Consider the following 24,359-nt stretch of genomic DNA (forward strand, 5'->3'; position numbering starts at 1 on the left):
CTCATGTGAAGTTGATTCTTGGCGCGCTGCAATGGACAGCGTTTATCATTGCTGCGGCGATTGTTGTTCCGGTGGCGGTTGCCCAGTCGTTTCATCTGGATCACTCAGCTTCTGCGAGGTTGATCCAAAGCACCTTTTTTGTATTGGGAATTGCCGCCGTCATTCAGTGTGTGAAAGGCCACAGACTGCCGATCAATGAGAGCCCCGCCGGCTTGTGGTGGGGAGTGTATACGATCTACGGCGGGCTGACGGGAACTGTTTTTGCAACATATGGGGATACACTGCGCGGTTTGCAGGGAGCTCTTCTTGTAAGCGCTGTATGTTTCTTTTTGTTAAGCATCTTCAAGGTCATTGACCGGCTTGCAGCATTATTTACCCCGGTTGTAACAGGTGTCTATTTATTGCTGCTAGTCATGCAGCTGAGCCAGCCCATTATAAAAGGAATTCTCGGAATCGGCTACCGAAAGGACGGTGTGGACGGCTTAGTATTTGGTCTGGCCCTTGTAGTCGTTGCCGCCGCCTTTATGATGACCAATTCAACCATTTCGTTTTTTAAGCAATATTCGATTTTATTGGCCCTGTTCGGCGGGTGGCTGCTTTTTGCGGCTGCCGGAGCGGCAAAGCCGATGGAAATGCCGGATCGGCTGTTTCAGCTGCCTTCCTTGTTTCCTTTTGGCAAACCATTATTTAATAGCGGTCTGATTATCACCTCCATTTTTATTACCATCCTGCTGATCGTAAATATGCTGGCGAGCATGAAGGTTGTGGACATTGCTGTGAGGAAATTCGGCAAACAGCCGGATGGACACCATCATGAACGCCATGCCGGTTTTGCCGCCTCATTCAGCCATCTGCTGAGCGGTTTGACGGGAGCTATTGCCCCAGTCCCGATTTCGGGAGCAGCAGGTTTTATTGAGACGACGAAAATGCCGTCTAAAAAACCGTTTATGCTCGGCAGTATTCTTGTTGTCTTCATCAGCGTGATCCCGTTTTTTATGAATGCGTTTGCGAGCCTGCCGTCACCCGTTGGCTTTGCGGTAAACTTTGTCGTGTTTTCCGCGATGGGCGGTCTGGCCCTTGCAGAATTTGATTCGTATGAGAAAGCGGAACTGAAAAGGGTGCGGTCTGTGATCGGCACCTCACTGCTGACAGGGGTCGGTATCATGTTTGTTCCTGAAACGGCCTTAAAAGGTTTGCACCCGGTATTTATTTCGCTGTTAAGCAACGGGCTTGTATTAGGAACGCTTGCAGCAATAGCGGCAGACCAGTTCCAGCTTTGGCGGCGCAGGAGAAAATCCGACAATCTCGTGTCATCGGAGAACAAGCATTGAATTTTAGTATAGGTGCGATAAGATTAAGGATATGAGATTAACGAAAAGGCGGGAGAGATAGATGAAATTGTTTATCATATTAGGTGCCATTAATGCCCTGCTTGCCGTGGGGCTCGGGGCATTTGGCGCTCACGGTTTAGAAGGGAAAATTCCTGATAAATATCTTCAGGTTTGGCACACAGGCGTGCAGTATCATATGTATCACGCCCTTGGGCTTTTCGTTGTTGCCTTCCTGGCTGATAAATTATCCGGCATCGGCAGTGTCACGGCAGCCGGCTGGCTGATGTTCGCGGGAATTGTGCTGTTTTCCGGAAGCTTATATATTCTCAGTTTAACGCAAGTCTCCATTCTAGGGGCGATTACCCCGCTCGGCGGTGTGGCGTTTATTATTTCTTGGATTATGATCGTTGTCACAGCCGTTAAATATCTATAATAAAAAAGCCAATCCTCATCATATGAGTGATTGGCTTTTACTTTATCTAGGGGAATAGGATGCCATGGAATACGGATACGTATACGCAATTTCTTCGTCAAATGTGATGTAATCGAGATAAATGGTCAGAAGCAGGTAGCGTGTTCCTGATTTCGGGTCGCTAAGGATAATGTGATCCCGGCCCGCTGCCTCGATAACGCCGCGAAAGATCTTTGAGCCCCATTCCTTGCTGTTTTCAAATGTCATATAAATAGTGGCCGTTTTTCCCCGGTTTAGCCGTAAAATGTTCTCAATGTATGATTCCTCAACAGGCAGCATGCCGGGAATGCTTTGGCCCGGCGCCGACGGTGTCGGGCCCGATGGGATTTGGAACCCGCCGCCCTGCTGGCCCGGGAATCCGAAGCCCTGCTGTCCTTGCTGTCCCTGCTGCATTGGCATCATGGGCTGCATTCCCATCGTCTGCATTTGTCCGCCTTGGCCTTGCTGCGGGTACGGATTTGCGCCGTACTGAGGCTGATACCCCTGCATGTTATCAAATCCCTGCATTTGCTGATATTGATTTTTTTTCGGTTTCATATCGTTCCTCCTTTTTATGAAAACCACTCAAAACAAGTTCCGGATGTATAGATGAACGCTCCGCGATGACTCACCTCCGATGGAAAACGATCTTAGTCGCTGGTGCGATTTTTATCTCTTTCACCTTATGAGGCTGATGCTTGGAATATGCTGAAAAAGAACAGCAGACGGGCCGGATTTCAGTCTGGGCGGCCGCTGTTTTTCATAGAAATACACAAACTTTTCGCATATTGGTTTGTATCCCTAGCGCAACTTGCGTATAAGCAACATAAGATAACGTTAGTTTCAGGTGTGAAGTTTCAACAAGGAGGTGTAGGATTTGCCGAAAGTATCTGTCATTATGACGAGTTATAACAAAAGCGATTATGTGGCAAAGTCCATTTCCAGCATACTCTCACAAACGTTTACAGACTTTGAACTGTTTATTATGGATGACAACTCCAATGAAGAGACGCTAAATGCAATCCGTCCTTTTTTGAATGATAACCGAGTGCGTTTTTATCAAAGCGATGTATCTGAAGTAAAAGAAAGAACGGAAAAAACGAGATACGCGGCGCTGATCAATCAGGCCATTGAGATGGCGGAAGGTGAATATATCACCTATGCGACGGATGACAACATTTATATGCCGGACCGGCTCCTCAAAATGGTTCGGGAGCTCAATGCTCATCCTGAAAAGGCTGTGATTTACTCAGCCTCCAAAACCTATCACTTAAACGAGGATCGCGACATTGTAAAAGAAACTGTCAGGCCGGCCGTTAACGTGACGTGGAATGCGCCGTGCGCCATCGACCATTGCTCGGTGATGCACAGGTATTCTGTGCTTGAAAAGGTAAAGGAGAAATTTGGCTCCTATTGGGATGAAAGCCCGGCGTTTTACCGGATTGGTGATGCCCGGTTCTTTTGGAGGGTCAATCATTTTTATCCATTTCACCCGCTGGCTGAGGAGCTGGATCTGAATTATATTACCGACCAATCGATTCACTTTCAGCTGTTTGAAGCAGAAAAAAATGAATTTGTACGGAACCTTCCCCCGCAGCGCAATTGCCGCGAGCTGCGTGAATCATTAAAAAAGCTTGGAATGGGGTGAGAGCTTGTCGGCCTATTTAAGCAATTATTGGGTGCTGTACCGGAAGTATGTGGAGCTTTTTGACAGACTGTGCTATAAGGGGATTCCGCTAGGGCTTATCAGTAACTTTTATCAATACATCAGCCCTGAGCTGCGAGTGATGATGGAAGAAGAACCAGAGTTATTCGGGCCGGTGGATCAGCATATCGACGAAGGGCAGATTCAGCCGTTTTTTGAAGAAAAAATACGCAGTATAGCCCAAACAAATAACAAACCAGGTAAGGGAAAAGTCATTTTGCACTATGATTATCTGCGTTTTACAAACGAAAATTACTATCAGTTTGATCCTGAAAAAACAGCTATTTTGGCCCGGTGGAGTTTGCCTGATTATTGTGATCTGCCTGTGATAAGCAAGCGTGAGATTGCGGAATCATGCAAAAAAGGCGATCCGAAGCAATATCTCGAAACAGCCTGTTCGATTCTCGCACCTTTTGATGACCACCCGGCATTCGGTGATCAAGCGTTTCGCGACCGGCTTTTCAAAGATATACCTTTATTTATGGAAGCCATTGATACGGTTGATGCGCTGTTTGAGCAGGAGGAGATTTCAGCCGTTGTCGTTGGAACGGCAGAAGATATTTACAGCAGGGTGCTCGCTCTTATGTGTCACAGGAGAGAAGCCGTCAGCATTTGTCTTCAGCATGGCGCATTGATGGGAGATGAAGCCTTTATTCCTGTTTTTACAACCTATCAGGCTGTTTTTGGCGCTTATGAAGCGGATTGGTACAAACGAAAAGGCTGCAAACCTGAGCAGATTCTCGTCACGGGACACCCCCGCTTCGATCAGATTTTTAACAGAACCCCTATCGACATGTCCGCATTTTATCGAAAACTTGCTTTTCATCCGACTAAAAAAATCGTGCTCATCGCGACTCAGCCTTTTTCGGAAGATTTTTATTCCGGTGTGCTAGAAGGGCTTGCCGATCAGAAGCAGCTGCAAATCATCATCAAACCACATCCTTGGGAAATCGGAAAAAACAAACTCGATCTGTATCATGCTGCGGCGAAAAAACATAAAGCATGCAGAGTTATCAAAAAGGAGCTGGACCTGTATGATTTGCTGCCGTATGCTGACGCCGCGGTGACGCAAACCTCAACGGTCGGACTTGAAGCCATGCTGTTTCAAAAGCCTGCGCTGATCGGGAAATCATCCGGAAACCGCACATACCCGTATTATGAGTCTCTTGGACATTTTATGTTAGATCAGCCGGATAAACTGGTGCGGACCTTGGTGGCGGTTCTGCAAAGTCCCACCGTGCATCAAAAAGCAGAAGAGGCGCGTCAGGCATTCATAGCGGCTAATTACCCGGTGGCAGAATCAACAAACGCTTTATTTGCGCAATTGAAAGCCAAAACGGGAGTTGATTACAGGCGGGAAGATACTGAATAAAATGATAGGAGTACAACGAATTATGAAAAAGAGACATCTTTTTCTTCCTTACTCATTGACGTTCATCGGCAAGGAAGAAAATCAGGAGGTTACAGAAATGCTTGAATCGGGATGGCTCTCCATAGGCAAGCCATTCAAGTTTCTGTCACTCCCGCTCTCAGGCGAAGGTGCACAGGATGTCCTTGAAACTGCGCGGGATATCGTAAAAGGGGCTGGTTAAGTGTATACGGTAAAAGAGAATATCTCCCCAGAAGTGATTGGCGAATTTCTTCAAAGCAGGAAGCTGACTCTGGACGTTCCATATCAATTTTCGCTCGGCCTTTTTGAAAACAGCAGGCTCCAAGGCGTCTTGCTTTACGAAGATTCTCTGTGGGAAAGCCAGATGCTTCAGAAGAAAGTGATGAATGTCAAACTTCTTGCGGCAAACCGCACCGGGCAATTGAAGAAGCTTTTTCGATCCTTTTATTCTGTACGCCAAATGGATGAAACCGATTTGATCTCTGTTCGTGTTCCAGCTGAAGATATCGGTGCCGTGCATGTGATACAGCAGCAACCATCCTCTTACTTTGTCGGCAGTTTTCTTAAGATGGCGAAACCCCCGTCTTTCTATGACAAAACACCGCCATTTTTTGAACTTGGCCCGCCTGAGCCTGAAGACACAGAAGCGATATGTGAGCTGGCCAGAGACTCGTTTGCAAAAAGCAAATATTTTCAAGATCCTCTTCTCAGCCGCGAAGCAGCAAACAAGATCTATCAGGAGTGGACAAGAAACAATCTCAATGGAAGGGCGGCTGTCAATGTTGCCGCTAAGTACAATGGAGAGATCATCGGCTATATTCAAGGCTTGTCAAAAGGTGATGAATGTATTCTCGATCTGATGGCGGTGAAGCCAGGGTTTGAAGGTAGGCGAATCGGGTTTCATTTATTGGCGAATGTCATAGAACACCTTGAAACCCAGAAGCATAAAACGGTAACAGTGGGGACGCAGCTTCACAATGTAAGGGCGATTCGCCTTTTCGAGAGAATGGGCTTTACAGCTGAGCAATCTTATTACGATTATCATATTTGGCCGAACAAGGAAGCGAAATAATGAGTGTTTTAGATTGCGAATAAAACCTTGGCAAAAGTGAATGGCCAGGGCTTTGCGCTGATGAATGCAGCAGCATGTATTTATTTTCTGGGAAATAAAAAGCTAGAAGCCTGATCTGTTGTTGTTTAAGTTCTCGGTGTGCCCGATGATCTATGAAGGAAAATAAAAGCGGAAACAGTGCAAGAATCGGACTCTTTGAAGTGACATAGTGAACGGAAATTACAGGATATCCGAAGCAGGGGGCATGATCAGAAAACATCCTTATCGATGAAAGGCAGAATCACTTAAACTCACCCTGCTTTCGAGGCTGCAAGAGGATGATAAACGGCAATACTCCCCTGAGTTCACAGGGGGGAAACGATTCAATGCAAATGTAAGTGCTGGCACCCGCGGAATTCCTCAAGCGGGTATCAGCTATTCTTCTAGCATTATATGATCAAAAGCTATAAAAATGCAGTGAAGGAAGTGTTACTGTGAAAGGTGTTATTTTAGCCGGAGGAAACGGCTCACGCCTTATGCCCTTAACGAAAGCCGTCAACAAGCATTTGCTTCCTGTAGGCCCATATCCGATGATTTACTGGTCGATGATGAAGCTGGAGGAAGCCGGTATAAAAGACGTTTTGCTCATCAGCCAAAAAGAGCATATGCCACTATTTTTTAAACTGCTTGGGAACGGGGAAGAGCTAGGCGTCACAATCACTTATCAGGTCCAGCCGGCCGCATCGGGCATTTCGGATGGGCTATCCTATGCAAAACGCTTTACGAAAAAAGAGCCTTTCATTTTATTATTAGGTGATAATATATTCGAAGATTCATTAAAGCCTTATACGGAACGCTTTGAACAGCAGGGAAAAGGAGCAAAGGTGCTGCTGAAAGAAGTTGATGATCCGGAGCGCTTCGGGATTGCTGAGATTGATGAGAAAAACAAGCGGATTCGTTCTATCATCGAGAAGCCCGCACATCCGCCGACCAACCTTTGTGTAACCGGTATTTATATGTATGATGCGGAGGTATTTTCGTATATTGAACAAATCTCACCGTCAAAGCGCGGCGAGCTGGAAATCACCGATGTGAATAATCTATACATCGAAAACAGCCAGCTTACGTATGATGTGTTATCAGGCTGGTGGGTCGATGCCGGAACTCACGAATCGCTTCATCTCGCCTCTCAGCTTGTACACCAGGCATTACAGAAAGGACAGGACGAAAAGTGATGGCAAAATCATATTTAATTACGGGCGGGGCCGGCTTCATCGGGCTCACGTTTACAAAGCTCATGCTACAGGAAACGGATGCGCGCATAACCGTTTTAGATAAACTGACGTACGCCAGCCACCCGCAGGAAATAGAAAAACTAAAGGGAAACAGCCGATTTCGCTTTGTGAAAGGGGATATCAGCGTTCAGGAGGATATCGACCGCGCGTTTGATGAGATGTATGACGGCGTGATTCACTTCGCTGCGGAATCGCATGTAGATAGAAGCATTTCCCAAGCGGAGCCGTTTATCACCACAAATGTTATGGGGACATATCGTTTGGCGGAAGCGGTATTACAGGGAAAAGCCAAGAAGCTGATTCACATTTCAACAGATGAGGTGTACGGGGATTTAGAAGCGGATGATCCCGCGTTTACTGAAGCGACGCCGCTTTCTCCTAATAATCCTTATTCAGCCAGCAAGGCAAGCTCTGATTTGCTCGTGTTGTCGTATATCAAAACCCACAAGCTTCCGGCCATTATTACACGATGCAGCAACAATTACGGCCCTTACCAGCACAGCGAAAAAATGATTCCGACGATTATCCGCCATGCGAAGCAAGGGCTTCCGGTTCCGCTGTACGGCGATGGGCTTCAAATCCGAGACTGGCTGTTTGCGGAGGACCATTGCCGCGCCATCAAGCTGATTTTAGAAAAAGGAACCGACGGTGAGGTATATAACATCGGCGGCGGAAATGAACGCACGAACAAAGAGCTGGCGAGCACCATCATGAAGCATCTGGGCTGTGAGGAATTGTTCGCTCACGTGGAAGACAGAAAAGGGCATGACCGGCGCTATGCGATCAATGCATCAAAGCTGAAAAACGAACTGGGCTGGCGGCAGGAAGTGCCGTTTGAAGAAGGCATTGCGCGTACGATTCGCTGGTATATAGATAATGACCGATGAGAAGGTGATCCGATGACAAAGGTATTGGTGACTGGAGCTGGAGGACAGCTTGGCCGGGAACTATGCCGCCAGCTGAAACAAACCGGATATGAGGTCATTGCGTTAACAAAGAAGATGATGAACATTGCTGATCAGCGCTCAGTCCGGCATTCGTTTGACCATTATCAGCCGGATATCGTAGTCAATACGGCCGCGTTTACATCGGTTGATAAATGCGAGACAGAACTTGATAAAGCGTACTTGATTAACGGAATCGGCGCTTACTATACGGCGCTGGAGGCAACCCGCATCGGCGCTCAATATGTTCATATCAGTACGGATTACGTTTTTGACGGGAAAGGGACCCAGCCTTACAGGGAAGACGATCCTCTCGATCCGAACACCATCTATGGCAAAAGCAAAAAGCTCGGAGAAGAACTGATTCGATTAGCGACAAAAGACAGCACGATCATCAGAACGTCGTGGGTGTACGGACACGGCGGCAGCAACTTCGTTGAAACGATGTTAAAGCTTGCTGAAACGAAACAGGAGCTGCGGGTTGTAAGTGATCAAATTGGATCGCCGACATTCACAAAGGATTTAGCAGAAGCAGTCATCACGCTGTTCAGCCATTCGCCGGGCGTCTATCATGTCAGCAATTCAGGCATATGCAGCTGGTATGAATTTGCGAAGGCCATTATGGAAGAAAACGGGCTGGCCACAGTCATTTTGCCTGTCACAACAGAAGCATACGGGAACAAAACGCCCCGTCCGGCTTATTCTGTGCTGAGCCATCAGGCCATTGAAGAAGCCGGCATCCGCCCCCGCCACTGGCGGGAAGCGTTACGGGAGTATTTGCGGGAAAGGAGCAGTGCACGTGATTGATGGAGTCAAGGTGAAAAAATTGACGAAACATAGTGATGACAGAGGCTTTTTTGCCGAGCTGGTTCGGGATGATGAGAACCTTCTTGAGCATTTTGGGCAGGCCTCTTGGTCAAAAAGCTATCCGGGTGTGATTAAGGCATTTCATTATCATGAGAAGCAGGATGATCTTTGGTTCTTCCCAACAGGCCATGCTCAGGTTGTCCTTTACGATCTGCGCGAGGGCTCAAAGACAAAAGGAGAAACCGACGTGTATTACATGGGCGAAGACAACCCGATGCTGTTATTGATCCCTAAAGGGGTTGCCCACGGATACAGAGTGCTGGGAGAAACACCGCTGACGATTATCTATTTCACGACCATGTCGTATAATCCGGATCAGCCGGATGAAAAAAGAATTCCGTGGAATGATGAGATGATCGGTTTTGACTGGAATACCGAATTCAGATAAAGATAGGAACATGATCAATCGAAGAGCGGAGGCATCTTCGCTTTTTTTTGGCCTTTTTCAAAATAGGATAAAAGATAGAGATCAACAGGCGGGTGTAGGTAGAAAAAGAGAGAAAAAATAGTCTGTAGGAACCTTGTATAAATAGGATATAACTTACAAAAAAACCAAGTTCTAATATTCCTAAAAAAGCATTTACTTCCATCTGGATTGGTGTTAGATTAATTTTTAAGAAAAAGAATTGGAAATTCGCGAATGACAGAAACATACTTTTTCTGCAGAGGACGCTCTGGCCAAATATTAACTGTGATTTGAGGGGGAAATGTCATGTTAAAAAGAACTTCATTCGTATCTTCACTATTCATCAGTTCAGCTGTTTTACTATCAATCTTGCTTCCTTCAGGCCAAGCTCATGCGCAGTCTGCATCAATTGAAGCTAAAACGATCAACAGCACAAAAGAGTGGACCACTTCCGATATTGAAGTGACGTATAAACCAAACGCGGTGCTTTCTCTAGGAGCGGTAGAATTCCGATTTCCTGACGGGTTCCATGCCACGACAAGAGATTCAGTGAATGGAAGAACACTGAAAGAAACACAGATTTTAAACGATGGAAAAACAGTCAGACTTCCGCTTACGCTTGATTTATTAGGCGCAACTGAATTTGACCTCGTCATGGTGCGCAAAACCCTTCCACGCGCAGGCACTTACACGATTAAAGGCGATGTGGTAAACGGTTTGGGAATCGGCAGTTTTTACGCTGAAACGCAGCTGGTGATTGACCCTCGTTAATCAATAGATATGACCAGAGACTGAGACGTTTTCAGTCTCTTTTTTGTCGTTTTAAAAAACTGGTACGGATCTTGCATGATGATAAGGGTGGAATCCAACAGATAAAAATTGGCCGTCCGCATTTTTTAAAGCGCTTACAATTCAAACGGTCAAACAATGAGGTGAAAAATGATGTCAGCAAAGGTTACGAAAGACGAGGAAAAAGAAGCTCTTAACTTATTTCTGTCTACCCAAACGATCATTAAGGAAGCAATTCGGAAGCTTGGCTATCCGGGAGATATGTATGAACTCATGAAAGAGCCGCAGAGAATGCTTACCGTCCGCATTCCAGTAAAAATGGATAACGGGAGTGTCAACGTGTTTACAGGCTACCGGTCCCAGCACAATGATGCGGTCGGTCCGACTAAGGGAGGCGTGCGTTTCCATCCTGAAGTCAACGAAGAAGAAGTCAAGGCATTATCCATTTGGATGACGCTCAAATGCGGGATTGCCAATCTTCCTTACGGCGGCGGAAAGGGCGGTATTATTTGTGATCCGCGGACCATGTCATTTGGAGAGCTGGAAAGGCTGAGCAGGGGATATGTTCGTGCCATCAGCCAGATCGTCGGCCCGACAAAGGATATTCCGGCTCCTGATGTGTACACCAACTCGCAAATTATGGCATGGATGATGGATGAGTACAGCCGGCTGCGTGAATTCGATTCTCCGGGCTTTATCACAGGAAAACCGCTCGTTTTAGGCGGATCGCAAGGCCGGGAAACGGCAACGGCACAGGGCGTCACGATTTGTATTGAAGAGGCCGTGAAGAAAAAAGGGATCAAGCTGCAAAACGCACGGATCATCATACAGGGATTTGGAAACGCGGGAAGCTTTCTGGCCAAATTTATGCACGATGCGGGCGCAAAGGTGATCGGGATCTCGGATGCCCATGGCGGGCTCTACAATCCGGATGGTCTTGATATCCCTTATTTGCTTGATAAGCGTGACAGCTTCGGCATGGTTACCAACTTATTTACAGACGTCATCACGAATGAGGAGCTGCTTGAAAAGGATTGCGATATTTTAGTGCCGGCGGCGATTGCCAATCAAATCACAGCCAAAAACGCACACAACATTCAGGCGTCAATCGTCGTCGAAGCAGCGAATGGCCCGACAACCATTGATGCCACGAAAATCCTGAATGAAAGAGGCGTGCTCCTCGTGCCTGATATCCTTGCGAGTGCCGGCGGCGTCACGGTTTCTTATTTTGAATGGGTGCAGAACAACCAAGGATATTATTGGTCAGAAGAAGAGGTCGCAGAAAAACTGAGAAACGTCATGGTCCATTCGTTCGAAACCATTTATCAGACAGCAGCGACACATAAAGTCGATATGCGCTTGGCGGCTTACATGACAGGCATCAGAAAATCGGCGGAAGCGTCGCGGTTCCGCGGATGGGTATGATTACGGAAGGAGAGATATCCCTTTTTGGTGCAAAGGAATTTTGCGTTTAACCTTTTCGTAAAATCGAAACCTGCAAAAGAAATTTGCGTTTCGTGATCGGAAAAAGAGAAAAGTGCTCTCCTGCTTGACAAATTTCTGTAGGATTCAACAAGTTTTTTCAGCAAAAGACAGGATATTGGTATGGTTCTTGCATTTTCATTCAATCGAAGACATTTTTCATGACATGAGGGGGATTACATATGACAGTTTCATACGCACACGAACCATTTACTGATTTTACGGAAGCAAAGAATAAAACAGCATTTGGGGAGTCATTGGCCTTTGTAAACACGCAGCTTGGCAAGCATTATCCGCTTGTCATCAATGGAGAAAAAATAGAAACGGACCACAAAATCGTTTCTATTAACCCGGCAAATAAAGAAGAGATCATTGGGTATGCGTCTGCAGCTGATCAAGCGCTTGCCGAAAAAGCGATGCAAGCCGCATTGCAGGCATTTCAATCTTGGAAAAAACAAAGACCGGAGCACCGCGCGAATATCCTCTTTAAAGCAGCGGCTATTTTGCGCAGAAGAAAGCATGAATTTTCAAGCTATCTTGTAAAGGAAGCGGGAAAACCGTGGAAGGAAGCAGATGCGGACACGGCTGAGGCGATAGATTTTTTAGAGTTCTACGCGCGCCAAATGTTACACCTTAAGGAAGGGGCTCCGGTGAAGAGCCGGTCAGGCGAGTTCAATCAATACCATTATGAAGCGCTTGGCGTCGGCATCGTCATTTCTCCATTTAATTTCCCGCTTGCGATTATGGCAGGTACAGCGGCGGCTGCCATTGTGACAGGGAATACGATTCTCTTAAAACCGGCTGACGCGGCCCCGGTAGTCGCTGCGAAGTTTGTCGAGGTCATGGAGGAAGCGGGCTTGCCGAACGGCGTTCTGAATTACATTCCCGGAGATGGGGCGGAAATCGGTGATTTCTTAGTAGAGCATCCGAAAACGCGCTTTGTCTCATTTACAGGTTCTCGAGCGGTCGGCTGCCGGATTTATGAGCGTGCCGCCAAAGTGCAGCCGGGCCAAAAATGGCTGAAACGGGTCATTGCAGAGATGGGCGGCAAAGATACGGTGCTCGTCGACAAGGACGCTGATCTCGACCTTGCTGCATCCTCTATCGTGTATTCAGCGCTTGGATTCTCAGGACAGAAGTGTTCAGCAGGCTCCCGAGCGGTCATCCATCAGGATGTTTATGATGAAGTGGTGGAAAAAGCTGTGGCGCTGACCAAAAACCTGACTGTCGGCAATCCGGAAGATCCTGATACGTATATGGGCCCAGTCATTCATGAAGCGTCCTATAACAAAGTCATGTCATATATTGAAATCGGCAATTCAGAAGGAAAACTGTTGACCGGCGGGGAAGGTGATGATTCAAAAGGCTACTTTATCCAGCCAACGATCTTTGCAGATGTTGATGAAAACGCGCGCCTGATGCAAGAAGAAATTTTCGGCCCGGTTGTTGCGGTCTGCAAAGCGCGTGATTTCGATCATATGCTGGAGATTGCAAATAACACGGAATATGGATTAACAGGCGCTCTGCTGACGAAAAACCGCGCGCATATTGAACGGGCGCGAGAGGATTTTCATGTCGGAAACCTATACTTCAACAGAGGCTGTACCGGAGCGATTGTCGGCTATCAGCCGTTCGGCGGTTTTAATATGTCAGGAACTGATTCTAAAGCAGGCGGCCCGGATTATTTAATTCTTCATATGCAAGCCAAAACAACGTCCGAAGCTTTTTGATATAAGAAACAAAACCGTGCGATTCTGTAGCGGCCCGCACGATGTCAACAGGCAGAGGCGCAATAGAAAAGCTCTCCGGAGAACCGGAGAGCTTTTTGCGGTTTCGTCTGATCATCCGAATACGCTTAAGTGCCTTCGGCTTTCCCCTAGTAACATTAAAGTTTTTCCGCATTTTTAAATGAAATATTTAAATTTGTATTAATGTTTAAATGAAAACAATAAAAATAATAAAGGTTTCGTTCGGATTGTAAATGTTGTAAAAACAATGCTAAAATGAATTCAACTTTATGAAGAATATGGAAGAGGTGTTTGTAGGAGAATGAATGGCAAACAAAACAATGACATCAAAACAAAACATCATTTTCCGCTATTGTTGGCACTGGCTTTAACAATGGGGGTGTTTGCGGCTGGCTCTGAAGAACTTGTCATCTCGCCGCTGCTGCCGGATTTAGCAAAAGCCTTCAACTCAGATGTCAGTGTCCTTGCGTTATCTATCAGTATTTACGGCGTGATGATTTTTATCGGTGCGCCGCTCTTGGTTCCTTTAGGCGATAAATACTCCAGAGAACTAAGTGTAATGGCGGGGCTTATGATCTTTATCATAGGAACAGTAATTTGCGCTTTAGCTCAAAATATCTTTTTCTTCTTTTTAGGCCGGGCGCTGTCGGGATTGGCTGCGGGAGCATTTGTGCCGACCGCTTATGCAGTTGTCGGGGATCGTGTTCCTTATACATACCGGGGCAAGGTGATGGGACTGATCGTTTCTAGCTGGTCGCTGGCACTGATCTTCGGTGTGCCGCTCGGATCATTTATCGGCGGCGTCCTGCATTGGAGATGGACATTTTGGATTTTCGCCTTGATGGGCGTTCTGGTTGTTCTGCTGATCCTGCTTGAAATGCGCCGCCACGCCAAACAGAAAAACAGCGGCAAGGAAGAAAAAGAAGAGCCTGCCGGAACATTCCGGGACGCGCTGAAAGTCCCGCGCGTACCCGTTTATATCACGATCACCTTTTGTAATATGATTGGTTTTTACGGTATGTATTCATTTTTAGGCTCCTATCTTCAGGACGTTTTTACCGGAGGAAATACAGCTGCGGGTTTATTTATCATGATTTACGGCATTGGGTTTTCCATGAGTGTCATTACAGGAAAGATAGCCGACCGCATCGGAAAAATGCGTTCCCTATTTATTACACTGGGGGTCATCAGCGTGCTGCTGGCATGTTTAGCATATGCGCCGGCTTCAATGTTTCTGTTAATGGCCAGCCTGTTTATTTGGGGATTAATGCAAAGCTTGACGGTGACACTGCTTAGCACCATTTTGAGTGACTGTTCAGAGCATCATCGCGGGAAAATCATGGTGTTTTACAGCCTCGCCTCGAATTTGGCTGTGACATTAGGATCTGCTTTAATGGGACCTGTATATGTGGAATACGGGTATGCAGCTGTCGGATTGATTTGCGCCGCCATCACAGTGCTCGGATTTGTGCTCAGTGTATTCGCGTATAAAAAGTACGGCAAGCATGAGCAGAAAGCAGATCGTTCCTTATTTCAATAAATAAATGTCTAAATGCCTATAACAAAACCCTTTCTTAAGGGTTTTTCAGCGTGTCGACAAACTCTCGCATTCGTTGTCAGCTTTGCGCGTTGTGCTCACGGCTTACGAAAGGAACGGCGGCTGTATTTAGGCGTCCTGCCTAAATACAGCCGTCATCACATCCTGTGAAAGTCTGCTCCAATGCTCGTTCTTCCTAGACTTCAAGGGTTTTCAATCACGCTGAATAGATGACAAAGTCCTAAAACAAAAACCGTTTTAGGACTTTGTCTACAAACAACAAAACCCTTTCTTAAGGGGTTTTGTTGTTTGTATGGGAATAATTATCAATATTTTCAAAAAATGTTGACAGTTTGATTAACGCTGGATAAAATTTACTTAAAATTTAAAAGATTGGTTGGTGCTCATGATCATATTGGATAATAGCATTCAGACAAAAAAAAGAACTGATTCGATATCCAAACTCATTACAGTCAACACGCTCGGCCCTGAGGGGACAAGCAGTGAGTACGCAGCAAAACATTTCATCTCCAATTTTACTCTTCTACAGGGGCTAAACAGTAAATTGTCCTTGCATGATACGTTTGAATCGTGCATCGAAAGGACGCTTCAAAGCCCTCTGGAATATACCATCGTCCCACACGCTTATGACGGCATTAAGCATTTCTACATGAGGCCGGATTTGCAGCTTTTGCAGATCTTCAGGTGCGATACACCAATGTACGGCCTGGCTGTTCGTCCTAATTTTGAATTTAGCGACGATATGCTTGATTCATCTGTTATCGTTTCACATCCTTCACCCATTAATTTAATCAAATATTTTACCCGTAAAGATGTACGTTTCAAACTCGTCAATTCGACCAGCCAAGCTGCAAGAAAAGTAAAAGAAGGCTTGTATGACATTGCCTTAACCAATGAGCTTGCGCGGCAAAAGTACGGGCTTGCATTTGTGAAAACATTTAAAACAATTCCTATGAGCTGGTCATTATTCGGAAAAGGAGACGTTGATGATGAAAACTAAAGAAGATATGCAGGAGCTTTATTTCCCGACACCGAAAGTAATCGAATGGGAAAACGGAGTGAGACAGTATTCAACCGTACGCGGTGACACTGAGGTATTAATGTCTTACGTTCCGCCGCATACCAATGTAGAACCCCATCAGCATAAGGAAGTCCAAATCGGCATGGTCGTTTCAGGCGAGCTGATGATGACTGTCGGAGATGTGACGAGAAAAATGACGGCCTTGGAATCTGCCTATATCGCGCCGCCGCATGTGCCTCACGGGGCAAGAAACGATACAGACCAAGAAGTCATTGCGATAGACATCAAGCGGCTGAAAGCTGATGAAACCTATACAAGTCCTGAGGACTATTTTTTGACTATTTTTAAAACAAGAGACCTATTGCCTGGCATGGAAGTCACGTTCTTTGTTGAGGACTGGGTGGAAATCATGCTGGCCAAAATCCCTGGAAACGGCGGTGAAATGCCCTTCCATAAACATCGGAATGAACAAATCGGCATCTGCATCGGCGGCGGTTACGACATGACGGTCGAAGGCTGCACGGTAGACATGAAATTCGGTACAGCCTATTTCTGTGAGCCTCGAGAAGATCACGGCGCCATCAACCGTTCAGAAAAAGAATCAAAATCCATTAACATCTTCTTCCCGCCGCGCTACAACAGAGCAAAAGCAAAAAAAATAAAGGCGGATGAGTCATCATGAACCTCATCGGTAAAACCGTCCTCATAACAGGAGGCGCATCTGGCATTGGTTATGCGGCGGTTCAGGCTTTTTTGAAACAGAAGGCCAACGTGGTTGTGGCGGATATTGACGAGGCGCAGGGAGAAGAAATGGTCAGGAAAGAAAATCATGACGGGCTGCACTTTGTGCAAACGGACATCACAGACGAAGCTGCCTGTCAACAAGCTGTTCAATCGGCGGTCGATACATTTGGAGGATTGGATGTATTGATTAATAACGCGGGCATTGAAATCGTGGCTCCCATTCACGAGATGGAGCTCAGCGATTGGAACAAGGTGCTGCAAGTCAATTTGACCGGCACGTTTTTAATGAGCAAGTACGCACTTAAACATATGCTGGCTGCCGGCAAGGGCAACATCATTAATACGTGCTCAGTCGGCGGAGTCGTGGCATGGCCTGACATTCCTGCCTATAACGCCAGCAAAGGTGGCGTTTTGCAGCTGACACGGTCAATGGCCGTTGATTATGCGAAACATCAAATACGTGTCAACTGCGTATGTCCGGGGATTATCGACACACCGCTAAATGAAAAATCATTCCTTGAAAATAACGAAGGCACACTTGAAGAGATCAAAAAAGAAAAGGCAAAGGTAAATCCGCTGCTGAGGCTCGGGAAACCGGAAGAAATCGCAAACGTAATGCTGTTTTTAGCCTCAGATTTATCAAGCTATATGACCGGAAGCGCCATCACCGCAGACGGAGGATACACCGCACAATAGAGAAGGAGTGTTTTACATATGGAGAGAAAAACAGTATTGGTCATCGCTGATCTTGGAGGCTGCCCGCCGCATATGTTTTATAAAAGCGCTGCTGAAAAATATAACCTGGTCAGCTTTATTCCAAGACCTTTCGCAATTACAGCCTCCCATGCAGCACTGATTGAAAAATACTCGGTCGCGGTCATAAAGGATAAGGACTATTTTCAAAGCTTAGCTGATTTTGAGCACCCTGATTCCATTTATTGGGCTCATGAGGATCATGACAAGCCTGAAGAAGAGGTCGTCGAGCAAATTGTTAAGGTTGCCGAAATGTTTGGAGCAGACGCCATCACCACAAACAATGAATTATTCATTGCCCCGATGGCGAAAGCCTGTGAACGCCTTGGCCTGAGGGGTGCCGAAGTGCAAGCTGCCGAAAATGCAAGAGATAAAAATAAAATGAGAGACGCTTTTAATAAAGCGGGAGTGAAATCGATCAAAAACAAACGGGTCACAACTCTCGAAGATTTCCGTGCCGCACTTGAAGAAATCGGCACACCTCTAATCTTAAAGCCTACATACTTAGCGAGTTCAATCGGTGTTACGCTGATTACGGACATTGAGACGGCAGAATCTGAATTTAACAGAGTCAATGACTACCTAAAATCGATTAACGTGCCGAAGGCGGTCACGTTTGAAGCGCCGTTTATTGCTGAAGAATTTTTACAGGGTGAATACGGAGACTGGTATCAAACCGGAGGCTACTCCGACTATATCAGTATAGAAGGCATCATGGCGGACGGGGAGTATTTTCCGATTGCCATTCATGACAAAACGCCGCAAATCGGATTTACGGAAACCTCACATATTACGCCGTCCATATTGGATGAAGAGGCGAAAAAGAAAATTGTTGAAGCCGCCAAAAAGGCAAATGAAGGGCTTGGACTGGAAAATTGCGCAACACATACAGAAATCAAGCTAATGAAAAACAGAGAACCGGGTTTAATAGAGTCGGCAGCGAGATTCGCCGGCTGGAATATGATTCCTAATATTAAAAAAGTCTTTGGCGTTGATATGGCGCAACTATTATTAGATGTTCTTTGTTTCGGAAAAGGCGCTGATCTCCCGAACGGATTACTGGATCAAGAGCCTTGCTATCTCGCTGACTGCCATTTATACCCTGAGCATTTCAAGCAAAATGGCCAGATTCCTGAAACGGCGGAGGATTTGGTGATCGAAGCGATCGATATTCCGGACGGGCTTTTGAAGGGTGATACTGAAATCGTTTCATTTGAGGCTGCGGCACCAGGCACATCAGTGGATTTGACACTGTTTGAAGCCTTCAATTCCATTGCTGCCTTTGAACTGAAAGGCAGCAATTCGCAGGATGTGACCGATTCAATTAGACACATTCAGCAGCATGCGAAGCTGACGGCAAAGTATGTGCTGCCAGTATGAAACAGTTAAAGCCCAACTCTAAATACTTGCTTTACGGGCAGGCGCTATCGTTTATGGGAGACTATTGTGTTCTCCCGGCCCTGCTCATTTTGTCTACATATTATCATGACTATTGGGTGACGTCTGGGGTTATCGTGGTCAGAAGCATTCCGATGGTGTTCCAGCCGTTTTTGGGGGTTCTGGTCGACAGGTTAGACAGAATGAAGATCATGCTGTGGACGGATATCATCAGGGGTTTGATCTTTTTGGGGCTCACATTTCTTCCAAAAGGAGAGTACCCGCTTGTATTTTTGGCCCTTCTGTTTATTTCTTATGGAAGCGGCGTGTTTTTTAATCCGGCCCGTCTCGCTGTCATGTCATCATTGGAGTCTGATATTAAAAGCATCAACACGTTATTCGCAAAAGCGACGACCATCTCCATTATCGTCGGGGCGGCTGCCGGAGGGCTTTTTCTGTTAGGCGGATCTGTAGAGCTTGCTGTTGCCTTCAACGGTGTGACATACCTCGTTTCGGCCTTTTTTATCAGCCGCATCAAGCTCCAATTCGTGCCGATTCAATCTGAAAACATAAAAGAGGCCTTTCATTCTTTTAAAGAAGGGCTAAAGGAAATCAAAACAAATGCTTACGTATTAAACGCTATGTTTACAATGATTACGATGGCTTTGCTGTGGGGGATTGTGTACAGTTATTTTCCAATTGTCAGCCGCTTTTTGGGTGACGGGGAAATCGGCAACTTTATTCTCACGTTTTGCATCGGCTTTGGCGGCTTCATCGGAGCGGCGCTTGTCAGCAAATGGGGTTTTAACAACAATAGAGGACTGACGTACTTTACCGTACTATCCATTGTTTCGCTGGCGCTGTTTTTATTTACGCCGATTTTCGCTGTCGCTGTCATCGCTGCTGTCCTCTTTTTCATCGCGATGGAATATGGGGAAGTGCTTGCAAAGGTGAAGGTTCAGGAGAACGCGGCGAATCAGATTCAGGGGCGCATTTTTTCGGTGGCGGAAGCGTCAATTGGATTTTGTATTTCTGTTGGTTCGATGTTAATCAATGTCTTCAATGCCCCGGTCATTATGGGACTGATAATTGTGATCGTAAGCGGATTGTTTTTGCATACGAAGCTCGTCAATAAATCGTTTTTGGAACGGGATAACAAAACGGAGCAAAAAGGAGTCTTTTAGATGGAAATAACACCGTCCGACGTCATCAAGACACTTCCAAAGCAAGAGTTTTCTCTCGTTTTTCAAAAGGTGAAGGAAATGGAAAAAACGGGGGTCGATATCATTAATCTCGGGCAAGGAAATCCTGACCTTCCGACTCCCCCACATATTGTGGAAGCTTTGCGTGAGGCGTCTCTGAATCCTTCATTTCACGGATACGGCCCATTCAGGGGTTACCCTTTTTTGAAGGAAGCCATCGCTGCTTTCTATAAAAGAGAATACGGAGTTTCGATCAATCCTGAAACGGAAGTTGCGCTCTTCGGGGGCGGGAAAGCCGGCTTGTATGTGCTGACACAATGCCTGCTCAATCCGGGAGACATCGCTTTGGTTCCGAATCCCGGCTATCCTGAATACATGTCAGGGATTGCGATGGCGCGAGCTGAGCTTCACGACATGCCGCTGTATGAGGGAAATGGCTATCTTCCCGATTTTGAAAAGATCAACCCCGCCGTGCTGAAAAAAGCGAAGCTCATGTTTTTAAACTATCCGAATAACCCGACGGGAGCTGTGGCGGATACGGCTTTTTATGCAAAAGCGGCAGCTTTTGCGAAAGAGCACAAGATCCACTTGATTCATGATTTTGCATATGGCGCGTTTGAATTTGATAAAAAACCGGCCAGCTTTCTTGAGGCAGAGGATGCCAAAGCTGTCGGGGCAGAGCTGTATTCATTTTCAAAAACATTTAACATGGCCGGATGGAGAATGGCGTTTGCCGTCGGGAATGAAAAGATCATTCAGGCCGTCAATGAATTTCAGGATCATGTATTTGTCGGCATGTTCGGCGGACTGCAGCAGGCGGCGAGTGCAGCACTTTCGGGAGATCCGGAGCAAACGGAATCGTTGAAACGAATCTACGAGGAACGAATTGACTTTTTTACGGAGATGTGTGAAAAAGAACTGGGCTGGAAGATAGAAAAGCCAAAAGGGACGTTTTACGTATGGGCTGAGATTCCGAAAGTGTTTGAAACATCTCATCAATTCTCCGATTACTTGCTGGAACATGCCCATGTTGTGGTCACGCCGGGCGACATATTCGGAAGCAACGGAAATAGGCATGTCAGAATATCAATGGTGTCGAAGCAGGAGGATCTGCGGGAATTTGTCATGCGGATTCAAAAGCTGAACCTAAAGTTTGCATCATTACAAGAAGCATCCCGCTAAAAAGCGGGATTTTTTTATATGCTTTTCATGCTGCCGCCATCAGCGGAAATTTGCTGTCCGGTGATATAGGAGGCTTCCTCAGAGGCGAGAAACGCGGCGAGCGCCGCGGTTTCTTCGGCTGATCCGACACGTTTCATCGGAATCCCGGAGGCAATCTGTGCTTCTGCTTCTTGTTTGGATATGCTGTTCTTTTTCATCACATTTTCCACAAATTGATGGTAACGGTCTGTAGCGATAAAACCAGGATTCAGGCAGTTGACAGTAATGTTGTGAGGGGCAAGCTGGATGGAAATATTTTTACTCGCGTTAACTAAAGCAGCATTCATCATACTGTTTGTGAACATATTGGCGCCCGGTTCTTTCCAAAGATTCCCGACGATGTTGATGATTCTGCCAAACTCATTTTGTTTCATCAGTGAGGCGGCACGCTTGATAGCGTCAATATAGGCGACGGTTTTCTGTGTAAACGTGGCCGTCATATCCTCTGTATTGCAGTTTTCGAATGTGTCAGGCGCGCCGCCCGGGATATTATTAATCAGAACATCAAGCCGTCCGCACTGAGATTCGATTTGATGAAAAATGCCGGCTCTCGTATCTTGGTTAGACATATCGCCCGCAAGGACTATGACACTCGCATCAGGATGCTTGGCCAAAATGTCTTTTTTGACAGGCTCAATATTGTCCAAGTTTCGTGAATTAATGACGAGAGAAAAATGCTGGTCTGCTAGCTTCAGAGCGATTGCTTTTCCGATCCCTTGACTGGCTCCCATAATAAACGCGGTTCGTTTTGACAAATTACTGCACCCCTTTGAAAAAAATGGATTATGATTATCTCCATCGTAAGAAAAAACAGAGAAAATAGCAAATTTTATTTAAATTCTGATAAAGGGGAATTGAAAAACTCCCGCCGGCCAGGGCGGGAGCAGGTATTATACATATAGGAATTGTGGAAGTGTCTCAAGCGAAAGGCGGTTGCCGACAAAGAATGAACCGAATTCGCCGTAGCGGGCGCTGACTTCGTCAAAACGCATTTCATACACAAGCTTTTTGAATTGAAGCACATCATCACTGAATAGTGTAACGCCCCATTCGTAATCGTCAAAGCCGACTGAGCCGGTGATGATTTGTTTGACTTTGCCCGCATAGCTGCGGCCGATTAAGCCGTGGCTCCTCATCAAATTTCTGCGTTCTTCCATTGAAAGCATGTACCAGTTGTCGTTACCGGATCTTCTTTTATCCATTGGATAGAAACATACATATTTTGATTCAGGCAGTTCAGGGTAAAGGCGCGCACGCACATGCGGATTTTCGTAAGGGTCGCCGTCGCCGCTTGCCAAGTAGTTGCTCAGCTCTACCACTGATACGTAGGAGTAAGCCGGAATGGTGAACTCGGCAAGTCTTGATTTGTTGAATTCGAGCTCAATTTCATTCAATTCTTCCATTGTAGGACGAAGAATCATCAGCATAAAATCTGCTTTTTGGCCGACGATGCTGTAAAGAGTCTGTGACCCTTTTCCTTCTTTTTGGGCTACGCCCCATTTTTCAAGCAATCCTGTGAATTCATGTATGATAGATTGGCGCTCATCACTGGACAGCATCTTCCAGGAAGTCCAGTCCATTGTGCGGAAATCATGAAGCGCATACCAGCCGTCAAGCGTTTTCGCCGCTTCATTGGTCATTTGCTGTTCACTCATTTATCTTCACTCCTATTACTTTTCATGATTGCCTTCACTATATCATAGTTTATCCGATTCTACTGTGGAGAAACCTTGAACATCCAATTCGCATAACTCCATAAAAATAAGAGATGCTATAAGGAAAGAATGAGCCACTTAAATTAATTAGAAAAATAAGATTTTTTCATGAAAGCGCTATAATGAAAGTTGGCTGTTTGAATTTGATTGGAAGAAGAGTATGCTAGTAAAAGAAAGCGTTTTTGTAACTTTTTGAGGAGGTTTTATCGTGGCAGATTTATTTTCAACAGTGCAAGAAAAAGTAGCTGGAAAAGATGTTAAAATTGTATTCCCTGAAGGCTTAGACGAGCGTATTTTAGAAGCGGTCAGCAAGCTTGCAGGAAACAAAGTGCTGAATCCGATTGTGATCGGCAATGAAAATGAGATCCAAGCAAAAGCAAAAGAGCTGAATCTGGCGCTGGATGGCGTTGAGATTTATGATCCTCATACATATGAAGGCATGGAAGACCTTGTACAAGCATTCGTAGAACGCCGTAAAGGCAAAGCGACAGAAGAACAGGCTCGTAAAGCGTTATTAGATGAGAACTACTTCGGTACTATGCTGGTGTACAAAGGCCTTGCACACGGCCTTGTGAGCGGAGCGGCTCATTCAACAGCCGATACTGTCCGCCCTGCTCTTCAAATCATTAAAACAAAAGAAGGCGTGAAAAAGACTTCCGGCGTTTTCATCATGGCTCGCGGAGAAGAGCAATATGTATTCGCCGATTGCGCGATCAACATTGCGCCTGACAGCCAAGATCTTGCCGAGATTGCGATCGAAAGTGCCAATACAGCAAAAATGTTCGACATTGAGCCTCGCGTGGCAATGCTCAGCTTCTCGACAAAAGGCTCAGCAAAATCTGATGAAACAGAAAAAGTAGCTGATGCTGTGAAAATCGCCAAAGAAAAAGCGCCTGAACTGACACTTGACGGCGAATTCCAATTCGATGCTGCATTTGTTCCATCTGTAGCTGAGAAAAAAGCGCCGGATTCCGATATCAAAGGGGATGCTAACGTATTCGTATTCCCAAGCCTTGAAGCAGGCAACATCGGCTATAAAATCGCTCAGCGTTTAGGCAACTTTGAAGCGGTAGGACCAATCCTGCAAGGCTTAAATATGCCTGTAAACGACCTTTCAAGAGGATGTAACGCTGAGGATGTTTACAACCTCGCATTAATTACAGCTGTTCAAGCACTGTAATAAAATGAAGACGATGGCAGCTCTCTTCCGGAGGGCTGCTTTTTTTGCGCCTTCGTATAGCCTTCTTTACCAAGACTGATGATATGAGTACAATAAAGAAAACGAATCATAACGATGTATTTCATTAAT

At 46.0% G+C, this 24,359-nt stretch carries 23 protein-coding genes and 1 pseudogene; 21 read left to right on the forward strand and 3 right to left on the reverse strand.

Features of this window, described 5'->3' with window-relative positions:
* Window positions 1-5 precede the first annotated feature (5 nt).
* Together BV11031_RS20585 and BV11031_RS20590 are read left to right on the forward strand one after the other, a co-directional pair.
* Complete coding sequence (locus tag BV11031_RS20585; RefSeq protein ID WP_010329012.1) at window positions 6-1,331, forward strand: purine/pyrimidine permease; 1,326 nt, start codon at window positions 6-8, stop codon at window positions 1,329-1,331.
* Window positions 1,332-1,392: 61 nt separating this feature from the next.
* Window positions 1,393-1,764: a DUF423 domain-containing protein gene (locus tag BV11031_RS20590; RefSeq protein ID WP_010329011.1), complete on the forward strand. Its 372-nt coding sequence runs from the start codon at window positions 1,393-1,395 to the stop codon at window positions 1,762-1,764.
* 42 nt (window positions 1,765-1,806) lie between these two features.
* On the opposite strand, the gene gerQ is transcribed toward BV11031_RS20590, so the two are convergent.
* The gene (gene gerQ / locus BV11031_RS20595; RefSeq protein ID WP_010329010.1) at window positions 1,807-2,340 is read right to left on the reverse strand and encodes a spore coat protein GerQ; all 534 of its coding nucleotides are present in this window, start codon (window positions 2,338-2,340) and stop codon (window positions 1,807-1,809) included.
* 319 nt (window positions 2,341-2,659) lie between these two features.
* Here gerQ and spsA point away from each other — a divergent pair, with 319 nt between their 5' ends.
* From spsA to BV11031_RS20690, 18 genes and pseudogenes are all read left to right on the forward strand, one after another.
* Entirely contained in the window at window positions 2,660-3,430 is a 771-nt protein-coding gene (spsA, locus tag BV11031_RS20600; RefSeq protein ID WP_010329009.1) for a spore coat dTDP-glycosyltransferase SpsA, read from the forward strand.
* Between the two features lie 4 nt (window positions 3,431-3,434).
* Window positions 3,435-4,859, forward strand: a complete 1,425-nt coding sequence (locus tag BV11031_RS20605) for a CDP-glycerol glycerophosphotransferase family protein (RefSeq protein ID WP_010329008.1) — start codon at window positions 3,435-3,437, stop codon at window positions 4,857-4,859.
* 22 nt (window positions 4,860-4,881) lie between these two features.
* Window positions 4,882-4,986, forward strand: a pseudogene (locus tag BV11031_RS23425) (hypothetical protein); the annotation flags it as partial.
* Window positions 4,987-5,079: 93 nt separating this feature from the next.
* Entirely contained in the window at window positions 5,080-5,949 is an 870-nt protein-coding gene (locus BV11031_RS20615) for a GNAT family N-acetyltransferase (protein WP_010329006.1), read from the forward strand.
* A gap of 473 nt (window positions 5,950-6,422) precedes the next feature.
* On the forward strand, window positions 6,423-7,163 hold the full coding sequence (locus BV11031_RS20620) for a sugar phosphate nucleotidyltransferase (RefSeq protein WP_010329005.1): 741 nt from the start codon (window positions 6,423-6,425) through the stop codon (window positions 7,161-7,163).
* A complete protein-coding gene (rfbB, locus tag BV11031_RS20625; RefSeq protein WP_010329004.1) occupies window positions 7,163-8,110 on the forward strand; it encodes a dTDP-glucose 4,6-dehydratase in 948 nt (315 codons plus the stop codon). Before BV11031_RS20620 ends, rfbB begins: the two co-directional genes overlap by 1 nt.
* A 12-nt stretch (window positions 8,111-8,122) precedes the next feature.
* Window positions 8,123-8,974 carry a dTDP-4-dehydrorhamnose reductase gene (gene rfbD / locus BV11031_RS20630; RefSeq protein WP_010329003.1) on the forward strand — a complete coding sequence of 284 codons (852 nt, stop codon included), beginning with the start codon at window positions 8,123-8,125 and terminating at the stop codon, window positions 8,972-8,974.
* Window positions 8,967-9,422: a dTDP-4-dehydrorhamnose 3,5-epimerase family protein gene (locus BV11031_RS20635; protein WP_010329002.1), complete on the forward strand. Its 456-nt coding sequence runs from the start codon at window positions 8,967-8,969 to the stop codon at window positions 9,420-9,422. Before rfbD ends, BV11031_RS20635 begins: the two co-directional genes overlap by 8 nt.
* A 324-nt stretch (window positions 9,423-9,746) precedes the next feature.
* The gene (gene bslB / locus BV11031_RS20640) at window positions 9,747-10,211 is read left to right on the forward strand and encodes a biofilm surface layer hydrophobin BslB (RefSeq protein ID WP_003222098.1); all 465 of its coding nucleotides are present in this window, start codon (window positions 9,747-9,749) and stop codon (window positions 10,209-10,211) included.
* A gap of 171 nt (window positions 10,212-10,382) precedes the next feature.
* On the forward strand, window positions 10,383-11,654 hold the full coding sequence (gene rocG / locus BV11031_RS20645; RefSeq protein ID WP_010329001.1) for a glutamate dehydrogenase: 1,272 nt from the start codon (window positions 10,383-10,385) through the stop codon (window positions 11,652-11,654).
* Window positions 11,655-11,893: 239 nt separating this feature from the next.
* Window positions 11,894-13,441 (forward strand): L-glutamate gamma-semialdehyde dehydrogenase, encoded by a 1,548-nt coding sequence (gene pruA, locus BV11031_RS20650; RefSeq protein ID WP_010329000.1) that lies wholly within the window; start codon window positions 11,894-11,896, stop codon window positions 13,439-13,441.
* 319 nt (window positions 13,442-13,760) lie between these two features.
* Window positions 13,761-14,999 carry an MFS transporter gene (locus BV11031_RS20655; RefSeq protein WP_010328999.1) on the forward strand — a complete coding sequence of 413 codons (1,239 nt, stop codon included), beginning with the start codon at window positions 13,761-13,763 and terminating at the stop codon, window positions 14,997-14,999.
* 403 nt (window positions 15,000-15,402) lie between these two features.
* Window positions 15,403-16,017, forward strand: a complete 615-nt coding sequence (gene bacA, locus BV11031_RS20665) for a prephenate decarboxylase (protein WP_010328998.1) — start codon at window positions 15,403-15,405, stop codon at window positions 16,015-16,017.
* A complete protein-coding gene (gene bacB, locus BV11031_RS20670) occupies window positions 16,007-16,720 on the forward strand; it encodes a 3-((4R)-4-hydroxycyclohexa-1,5-dien-1-yl)-2-oxopropanoate isomerase (RefSeq protein WP_010328997.1) in 714 nt (237 codons plus the stop codon). Before bacA ends, bacB begins: the two co-directional genes overlap by 11 nt.
* The gene (bacC, locus tag BV11031_RS20675; RefSeq protein WP_010328996.1) at window positions 16,717-17,478 is read left to right on the forward strand and encodes a dihydroanticapsin 7-dehydrogenase; all 762 of its coding nucleotides are present in this window, start codon (window positions 16,717-16,719) and stop codon (window positions 17,476-17,478) included. Before bacB ends, bacC begins: the two co-directional genes overlap by 4 nt.
* A gap of 18 nt (window positions 17,479-17,496) precedes the next feature.
* Window positions 17,497-18,915 carry an alanine--anticapsin ligase gene (gene bacD / locus BV11031_RS20680; RefSeq protein WP_010328995.1) on the forward strand — a complete coding sequence of 473 codons (1,419 nt, stop codon included), beginning with the start codon at window positions 17,497-17,499 and terminating at the stop codon, window positions 18,913-18,915.
* On the forward strand, window positions 18,912-20,096 hold the full coding sequence (bacE, locus tag BV11031_RS20685) for a bacilysin exporter BacE (protein WP_026014463.1): 1,185 nt from the start codon (window positions 18,912-18,914) through the stop codon (window positions 20,094-20,096). Before bacD ends, bacE begins: the two co-directional genes overlap by 4 nt.
* Window positions 20,097-21,296 (forward strand): transaminase BacF, encoded by a 1,200-nt coding sequence (locus BV11031_RS20690; RefSeq protein WP_010328993.1) that lies wholly within the window; start codon window positions 20,097-20,099, stop codon window positions 21,294-21,296.
* A gap of 14 nt (window positions 21,297-21,310) precedes the next feature.
* Here BV11031_RS20690 and bacG read toward each other — a convergent pair whose 3' ends face one another.
* The gene (gene bacG, locus BV11031_RS20695) at window positions 21,311-22,090 is read right to left on the reverse strand and encodes an NADPH-dependent reductase BacG (protein WP_010328992.1); all 780 of its coding nucleotides are present in this window, start codon (window positions 22,088-22,090) and stop codon (window positions 21,311-21,313) included.
* A gap of 135 nt (window positions 22,091-22,225) precedes the next feature.
* Window positions 22,226-22,990: a hydrogen peroxide-dependent heme synthase gene (gene hemQ, locus BV11031_RS20700; RefSeq protein WP_010328991.1), complete on the reverse strand. Its 765-nt coding sequence runs from the start codon at window positions 22,988-22,990 to the stop codon at window positions 22,226-22,228.
* Between the two features lie 268 nt (window positions 22,991-23,258).
* On the opposite strand from hemQ, the gene pta reads away from it, so the two are divergent.
* Window positions 23,259-24,230: a phosphate acetyltransferase gene (pta, locus tag BV11031_RS20705; RefSeq protein WP_010328990.1), complete on the forward strand. Its 972-nt coding sequence runs from the start codon at window positions 23,259-23,261 to the stop codon at window positions 24,228-24,230.
* Window positions 24,231-24,359: the final 129 nt, after the last annotated feature.

This window comes from Bacillus vallismortis (assembly GCF_004116955.1).
Taxonomy (GTDB): Bacteria; Bacillota; Bacilli; order Bacillales; family Bacillaceae; genus Bacillus; species Bacillus vallismortis.